The organism is Methylibium sp. (assembly GCF_035762065.1).
GTDB lineage: Bacteria > Pseudomonadota > Gammaproteobacteria > Burkholderiales > Burkholderiaceae_C > Methylibium.
Genome location: NZ_DASTPW010000051.1, coordinates 83,520 through 91,199, shown reverse-complemented (window position 1 = coordinate 91,199; position 7,680 = coordinate 83,520). Strand labels below are relative to the sequence as shown.

General features: G+C 68.0%; 6 protein-coding genes. 5 read left to right on the top strand and 1 reads right to left on the bottom strand.

What is annotated here, in order from left to right; genetic code table 11:
* Positions 1–1,380 (bottom strand): protein adenylyltransferase SelO (locus tag VFR90_RS16245; RefSeq protein WP_326407201.1); only part of this gene is annotated, 1,380 nt, incomplete at its 3' end.
* Between the two features lie 75 nt (positions 1,381–1,455).
* Between VFR90_RS16245 and VFR90_RS16240 the strand changes: the two genes are divergently transcribed.
* The 5 genes from VFR90_RS16240 (at position 1,456) to VFR90_RS16220 (ending at position 7,646) form a co-directional block, all read left to right on the top strand.
* On the top strand, positions 1,456–3,087 hold the full coding sequence (locus VFR90_RS16240; protein ID WP_326407200.1) for a 3-(methylthio)propionyl-CoA ligase: 1,632 nt from the start codon (positions 1,456–1,458) through the stop codon (positions 3,085–3,087).
* 125 nt (positions 3,088–3,212) lie between these two features.
* Positions 3,213–4,460, top strand: coding sequence for a branched-chain amino acid ABC transporter substrate-binding protein (locus VFR90_RS16235; protein WP_326407199.1), 1,248 nt, complete (start codon positions 3,213–3,215; stop codon positions 4,458–4,460).
* Between the two features lie 71 nt (positions 4,461–4,531).
* Complete coding sequence (locus VFR90_RS16230; RefSeq protein ID WP_326407198.1) at positions 4,532–5,551, top strand: branched-chain amino acid ABC transporter permease; 1,020 nt, start codon at positions 4,532–4,534, stop codon at positions 5,549–5,551.
* Positions 5,548–6,840, top strand: coding sequence for a branched-chain amino acid ABC transporter permease (locus VFR90_RS16225; RefSeq protein ID WP_326407197.1), 1,293 nt, complete (start codon positions 5,548–5,550; stop codon positions 6,838–6,840). The genes VFR90_RS16230 and VFR90_RS16225 overlap by 4 nt, the downstream gene beginning before the upstream one ends.
* Complete coding sequence (locus VFR90_RS16220) at positions 6,837–7,646, top strand: ABC transporter ATP-binding protein (RefSeq protein WP_326407196.1); 810 nt, start codon at positions 6,837–6,839, stop codon at positions 7,644–7,646. Before VFR90_RS16225 ends, VFR90_RS16220 begins: the two co-directional genes overlap by 4 nt.
* The last annotated feature ends 34 nt before the right edge of the window (positions 7,647–7,680 follow it).

Genomic DNA, 7,680 nt, shown 5'->3' with positions numbered 1-7,680 from the left:
GAACTTCGGGTTCGCGGCGTCCATGCGGGCGCGCCGCTCGGCGCTGGGGCCGCCTTCGAGCCCGATGCGTCCGGCGTAGCGCGCGGCCCAGGCATCGAAGGCGGCACGGTCGATGAACAAATCGCGCGCCGGCTGCGCGTCGCCGGCACCGAGCGCGCCGAGCGCACGCCACGCGATCGTGAAGTCCGTGCGCTCCGCGGCCATTAGGCGCAGCAGATCCTGGACGAGCGCGTCGTCGTCGGCTTGCGTGGTCGAAAGGCCGAGTTTGGCGCGCCACAGTGCGCTCAGGCTTTCGGCATGGACCGCGCGAAACGGCTCGATAGCCTCCAGCGCCTGCTCGCCGTGCGCCTCGTCCGGCTCGGCCTCGCCGGCGAGGAGCGGCAGCAGCGCCTGCGCCAGTACGTGCAGGTTCCAGAAGGCGACGCTCGGCTGGCGGCCGTAGGCATAGCGGCCCTGGGCATCGGAGTGGTTGCAGATGTGGCCCGGATCGAAGCCGTCGAGGAAGCCGAAGGGGCCGTAGTCGATCGTCAGGCCCAGCAGGCTCATGTTGTCGGTGTTCATCACGCCGTGGCAGAAGCCCACCGCCTGCCACTGCGCGACGAGCCGCGCGGTGCGTCGCGCCACGTCGTCCAGCAGCGCCAGGTAGGGGTTCGCCGCCTCGCGGCAGGCCGGGAAGTGCCGCTCGATCGCGAAGTCCGCCAGCGTCTTCAGCGCTTGCCGGTTCGGCGCCTGAAAGGCGAAATGCTCGAAGTGGCCGAAGCGCAGGAAGCTCGGCGCGACGCGGGTCACGACAGCCGCCGTCTCGATCGTCTCGCGCCGCACCGGCAGCGGCGAGCCGACGACCGCCAGCGCGCGCGTCGTCGGGATGCCGAGGTGGTGCATCGCCTCCGAGCACAGGAACTCGCGGATCGACGAGCGCAGCACCGCGCGCCCGTCGCCCATGCGCGAGTAGGGCGTCAGGCCGCTGCCCTTGAGCTGGATCTCCATCGGTGCGGGCGGCGTGTCGAGCTCGCCGAGCAGCAGCGCACGCCCGTCGCCGAGCTGGCTGGCCCAGACGCCGAACTGGTGGCCCGAGTACACCGTCGCGAAGGGACGTGCCCGGGCGGCTGTGGCGTTGCCCGCAAGGAGCGCGAGCGCATGGCTCGAATCCATCCACTGCGCGATGCGCAGCTCGGCGGCCAACGCATCGCTCCTCGCCACCCAATGCGGCTCGGGCACCGGCTGCGGCGCGAGCGCCGTGCCGAAGTCCGCTCCGAGCGCCGCGTGCGCGGCCGTCCGCCATGGGGCGGCGAGATCGATCGGTTCAGGCGCGTTCACGGCGGCGATTGTCCCGGAGCGTTCCTGCCGGCCCCGGTGGAGGGGCAAGGGGGCATGAGGCATGCAGGGGAATCACGCTTTGACAGCGGCGAAGACCGCTTTCGATACTGCCCGCATCGACCGACGAAGGAGTTCGAGATGCTTGGCCTGATGCAAGACGCCCCGTTGCTGATCTCGGACCTGATCGAGTTCGCCGCACGCCACCACGCGAACGCGGAGATCGTCTCGCGCCGCGTCGAAGGCGACATGCACCGCAGCACTTACGGCGAAGCGGCCGCGCGGGCGCGCAAGGTCGCGAACGCGCTCGACCGGCTCGGCCTTGGCTTCAGCGACCGCGTCGGCACGCTGGCCTGGAACGGCTACCGCCACTTCGAGCTGTACTTCGGCGTCAGCGGCTCGGGGCGCGTGATCCACACGCTGAACCCCCGCCTGGCGCCCGAGCAGGTGGTGTGGATCGCCAACCACGCCGAGGACAAGGTCCTCTGCTTCGACATGACCTTCCTGCCGATCGTGAAGGCGGTGTGGGCGAAGTGCCCGACGGTGAAGCACTGGATCGCGCTGTGCGACGCCGAGGCGCTGCCCGCCGACACCGGCATCCCGGGCCTGCGCAGCTACGAGGACTGGATCGCCGACGAGCCCGACACCTACGCCTGGCCCAGCTTCGACGAGCGCAGCGCCTCGGCGCTCTGCTACACGAGCGGCACCACCGGCAACCCCAAGGGCGTGCTCTACAGCCACCGCTCGACGATCCTGCACGCCTACGGCGGCGCGCTGCCCGACGCGCTGTCGCTGTCGGCGCGCGATTGCATCCTGCCGGTCGTGCCGATGTTCCATGTGAACGCCTGGGGCCTGCCCTACATGGCCGCGATGACGGGCGCGAAGCTGGTCTTCCCCGGCGCCGCGCTCGACGGCAAGTCGGTGCACGACCTGATCGAGTCCGAGCGCGTGACGATGGCCGCCGGCGTGCCGACGGTGTGGCTGATGCTGCTCAACCACGTGAAGAGCAACGACCTCAAGTTCACGACGATGCGCCGCACCGTGATCGGCGGCTCCGCCTGCCCGCCGGCGATGATCCGCGGCTTCCGCGACGACTACGGCGTCACCGTGCTGCACGCCTGGGGCATGACGGAGATGTCGCCGCTCGGGACAGTGTGCAACCTCAAGCTCGGCCAGCTCGCCGGCTCTGCCTCCGAGCAGCTCGCGGTGATGCTCAAGCAGGGCCGCGCCGTTTTCGGCGTCGAGATGAAGATCGTCGACCCCGACGGCAAGGAGCTGCCCTGGGACGGCGAGTCCAGCGGCGACCTGCTGGTCAAGGGGCCGTGGATCGTCTCGGGCTACTTCAAGGGCGAGGGCGGCGACCCGCTCGTGGCGGGCGGCTGGTTCCCCACCGGTGACGTCGGCACGATCGACGCCGACGGCTTCCTCCAGATCACCGACCGCAGCAAGGACGTCATCAAATCGGGCGGCGAATGGATCAGCTCGATCGACGTCGAGAACATCGCGATGGCGCATCCGGCGGTCGCGATGGCGGCGTGCATCGCGGTGCCGCATCCCAAGTGGGACGAGCGGCCGCTGCTGGTGGTGGTGAAGAAGCCGAATGCCGAGGTGACGCGCGAAGCCCTCCTCGAGCACTTCGAAGGCAAGGTCGCGAAGTGGCAGGTGCCCGACGACGTCGCCTTCGTCGACGCGATTCCGCTTGGCGCCACCGGCAAGATGCAGAAGAACAAGCTGCGCGAGCAGTTCCGCGGCCACAAGCTGCCCACCGCGTGAAGCGCGCGTGCTGTCTTGTGAGAGACAGCTTCATCTGGGGATGTCCCTGAAGCCTGTGTTCACGACTGCCGATTAACCTCGTCAGCCTCATGAAGGCAAAGGCCGCAAGGCCGACGGAGACAGCGATGCAGCGGATCACGATGACGGCGGTGGCGATCGGCTTGGCGCTCGGCGCCGCGCAGGCTTCGGCCCAGAAGGGCGAGACGGTCAAGATCGCCTGGATCGATCCGCTGTCGGGCCTGATGGCCCCGGTCGGCCAGAACCAGGTGAAGAGCTTCCAGTTCTTCGCGGAGAAGTTCAACAACGACCCAAAGATCAACCCGGCCGGCGTCAAGTTCGAGGTCATCGCGCTCGACAACAAGCTCAGCCCGACCGAGAGCCTGAACGCGCTGAAAGCCGCGATCGACCAGGGCGTGCGCTACATCACCCAGGGCAATGGCTCGTCGGTGGCCGGCGCGCTGATCGATGCCGTCGCGAAGCACAACGAGCGCAACCCGGGCAAGGAAGTCATCTTCCTGAATCATTCGGCAGTCGATCCCGACTTCACCAACAGCAAGTGCAGCTACTGGCACTTCCGCTTCGACGCGGACACCTCGATGAAGATGGAAGCCATCACCACCTTCATCAAGGAAGCCCAGCCCGACGTGAAGAAGGTCTACCTGCTCAACCAGAACTACTCGCACGGCCAGCAGGTCGCCCGCTACGCGAAGGAGAACCTCGCGCGCAAGCGGCCCGACGTGCAGATCGTCGGCGAGGACCTGCACCCGCTGGCGCAAGTCCGCGATTTCGCGCCCTACATCGCGAAGATCAAGGCCGCCGGCGCCGACACGGTGATCACCGGCAACTGGGGCTCCGACCTCGCGCTGCTGGTGAAGGCCGCGAACGAGGGCGGCTACACGGGCAAGTTCTTCACCTACTACGCGGGCGTCAGCGGCACGCCGACCGCGCTCGGCAAGACCTTCGCCGGCAAGATCTATCAGGTCTCGTACAACCACTACAACCTGCCCGGCCAGATGGGCAAGTGGCAGGGCGAATACAAGACCAAGTTCGGCGACGACTTCTACACCGCGTCGATCATCCGCATCTACTCCGGCCTCTCGACCGCGATGGCGAAGGCGAAGTCCACGGATCCGGTCAAGGTGGCCGCGGCGCTCGAAGGCCTGACCTTCAACGGCCAGGTCAACGGCGACGTCGAGATGCGCCGTGCCGACCACCAGCTGCAGCAGCCGCTGTACATCACGGTGTGGCAGCCGGCCGACGACAAGTTCTCGTACAGCCCCGAGAACACCGGCATGACGCTCGCGCCGGTGAAGGAGTACGCGCCTTACGTGTCGAGCACGCCCACGAGCTGCCAGATGAAGCGCCCCGGCTGAACGCTCCGGCTCATCCAGGCCCGATCGGCTGACCGCATCGGGCCTTTCCTTTTTCCGCCGCCTGCCCTTCGATGGAGTTCTTCACCATCTCGATGCTCAACGGCCTGAGCTACGGCCTGCTGTTGTTCATGCTGAGCTCGGGGCTGACGCTGATCTTCAGCATGATGGGCGTGCTCAACTTCGCGCACGCCAGCTTCTACATGCTGGGCGCCTACATCGCGTACTCGGTGGCGCGCATCGTTGGCTTCTGGCCGGGGCTGTTCATCGCGCCGATCCTCGTGGGTGCGCTCGGTGCGCTGTTCGAGCGGTCCTGCCTGCGCAAGGTGCACAAGTACGGCCACGTGCCGGAGCTACTGGTGACCTTCGGCATCTCCTACGTGATCCTCGAGCTGGTCCAGCTGATCTGGGGCCGCACCGCGGTGGGCTTCCCGCCGCCCGCCTCGCTGCAAGGGCCCGCGTTCACGCTGATCGGCGCACCCGACGGCCTGAGCCTCGCCTGGGGCGCCGCGCCGGCCGCGGCCTGCGCGGCGGCTGGCACCGTGTGCTCGCCCTTCCCGGCGACGCGCGGTTTCATGATGCTGGTGGCGGTCGCGATGCTGGTCGCGTTGTGGCTGCTGCTCACGCGCACCCGCATCGGGCTCGTCATCCAGGCGGCGCTGACGCATCCCGAGATGGCCGAATCGCTCGGCCACAACGTGCCGCGCGTCTTCATGCTGGTGTTCGGCGCCGGCGCGGCGCTCGCCGGACTGGCCGGCGTGATCGGCGGCTTCACCTTCGTGACCGAGCCGGCGATGGCCGCGACGGTCGGCTCGGTGATCTTCGTCGTGGTGGTGGTCGGCGGCATGGGCTCGCTCGCCGGGGCCTTCGTCGCCTCGCTGCTGATCGGCGTGGTGCAGACCTTCGCGGTCGCGATCGACTATTCCCTCGCTGCCGCGCTCGACGCGATCGGCATGAAGCTAAGCGCCGAGGCCGCGAGCAGTTCCTTGCTGAGCCTCACGGTCTCGCAGGTCGCGCCGATCCTGCCCTACCTCTTCCTGGTGCTGATCCTGATCTTCCGGCCCAAGGGGCTGCTCGGGACGCGCGAAGGATGAGCACGCCGGCCTTCCACTTCAAGCCGCACAACGTCGGGCGCTGGATCGTCTGGGGGCTGTTCGCCTTCGTGCTGCTCGCGGCACCGCTGCTTTTCACCAGCGGGCTGTCGCGCACGATGCTTTCGCAAATGGGCATCGCGATCATCGCCTGCCTGTCCTACAACATGCTGCTCGGCCAGGGCGGCATGCTGAGCTTCGGCCACGCGGTCTACACCGGCCTGGGCTCGTACCTCGCGATCCATGCGCTGAACCGCGTCGCCGGCGGCGGCCTCGCGATTCCGGTGAGCCTGATCCCGCTGGTCGGCGCGCTGGCCGGCATGTTCTTCGCGGTGCTGCTCGGCTTCGTCACCACCAAGAAGGCCGGCACGCCGTTCGCGATGATCACGCTCGGCCTCGCCGAACTGGTGTTCGCAATGTCGCTGATGGTCCCGGAGTTCTTCGGCGGCGAGGCCGGCATCAACGCGAACCGCGTGGTCGGCAAGCCGCTGCTGGGCATCAGCTTCGGGCCGCAGATCCAGGTCTACTACCTGATCGCCCTCTACACCTTCGCGGCCACGGCGTTGATGTTCGCGTTCACGCGAACGCCGCTCGGCCGGATGCTCAACGCGGTGCGCGACAACCCCGAGCGCGTCGAGTTCATCGGCTACAGCACGCAGCGGGTGCGCTACATCGCCTTCATTCTCGCGGGCTTCTTCGCCGGGCTCGCGGGCGGCCTGTACGCGGTGAACTTCGAGATCGTGACCGCCGAGGTCGTCGGCGCTCAGCGCTCGGGCGCCTACCTGCTGTTCACCTTCCTCGGCGGCGCCACCTTCTTCTTCGGGCCGATCATCGGCGCGGTGCTGATGGTGCTGGCCTTCGTGCTGCTGTCCGAGTTCACCAAAGCCTGGCTGCTGTACCTCGGCCTCGTGTTCCTCTTCATGGTGATGTATGCGCCGGGCGGGATCGCGAGCCTCGTCATGATGAACCTGCGTGTCGCGGCCTTCGGCAAGCTGAAGAAGCTTTGGACGGCCTACCTCGCGCTCGGCGGCACCGCGCTCGTGCTGCTGTTCGGGGCGGCGGCGATCGTCGAGATGGTCTACCACCTGCAGCTGGACGCGGCGATCGGCTCGACGTTGCGCTTCCTCGGCGCGACGCTCGACGTGAAGGGCTTCGACAGCTGGTTCGGCGCGGTCTTCGTCGCCTTGACCGGCCTGGGCCTGTTCGAGGTCGCGCGCCGCGAATTCCGGCGCCAGTGGGGCGGCGTGCAGGAAGAGATCGAGCACGAGATCAAGCGAAGGGAAGCGCTGTGAGCGGCGAGGTCTCGCCGGCGACGAGCGCCTCTGCGGGCAAGGCCGCGCTGGAACTGATCGACGTGCACAAGCGCTTCGGCAAGACCGAGATCATCCGGGGCGCCAATCTTGCGGTGCAGCCGGGCGAGCGGGTCGCGATCATCGGGCCCAACGGCGCGGGCAAGTCGACGCTGTTCAACCTGATCAGCGGCCGCTTCGAAGCGAGCGCCGGGGAGATCCGCCTGAACGGCGAGCGCATCGACGGCAAGAAGCCTTTCGAGATCAACCGCCGCGGGCTCGCGCGCAGCTTCCAGGTCAGCAACCTCTTCACCCGGCTGAGCGTGTTCGAGAACCTGCGCTGCGCGGTGCTGTGGAGCCTCGGCTACCGCTATGCGTTCTGGAAGTTTCTCGCCGACCTGCGCGACGCGAACGACCGCGCCGACGCAGTGCTCGAGATGATCAAGCTCGACAAGAAGCGCGACGCGCTGGCGATGAACCTCACCTACGCCGAGCAGCGCGCGTTGGAGATCGGCATCACCATCGCCGGCGGCGCGCAGGTGATCCTGCTCGACGAGCCGACCGCCGGCATGAGCAAGAGCGAGACGAAGCGCTTCGTGCAGCTGATCCGCGAGGTGACGGTCGGCAAGACGCTGCTGACGGTGGAGCACGACATGGGCGTGGTGTTCGGGCTGGCCGACAAGATCGCGGTGCTGGTGTACGGGGAGGTGATCGCGTTCGACGAGCCGGAGGCGGTGCGGGCGAACGCGAAGGTGCAGGAGGCGTATCTGGGCTCGGTGTTGGCCGAGGCGCAGGCGGCGGGGCATTGAGCATGCGCGGCTCGGGGTTGGAGCGAGATCGGAC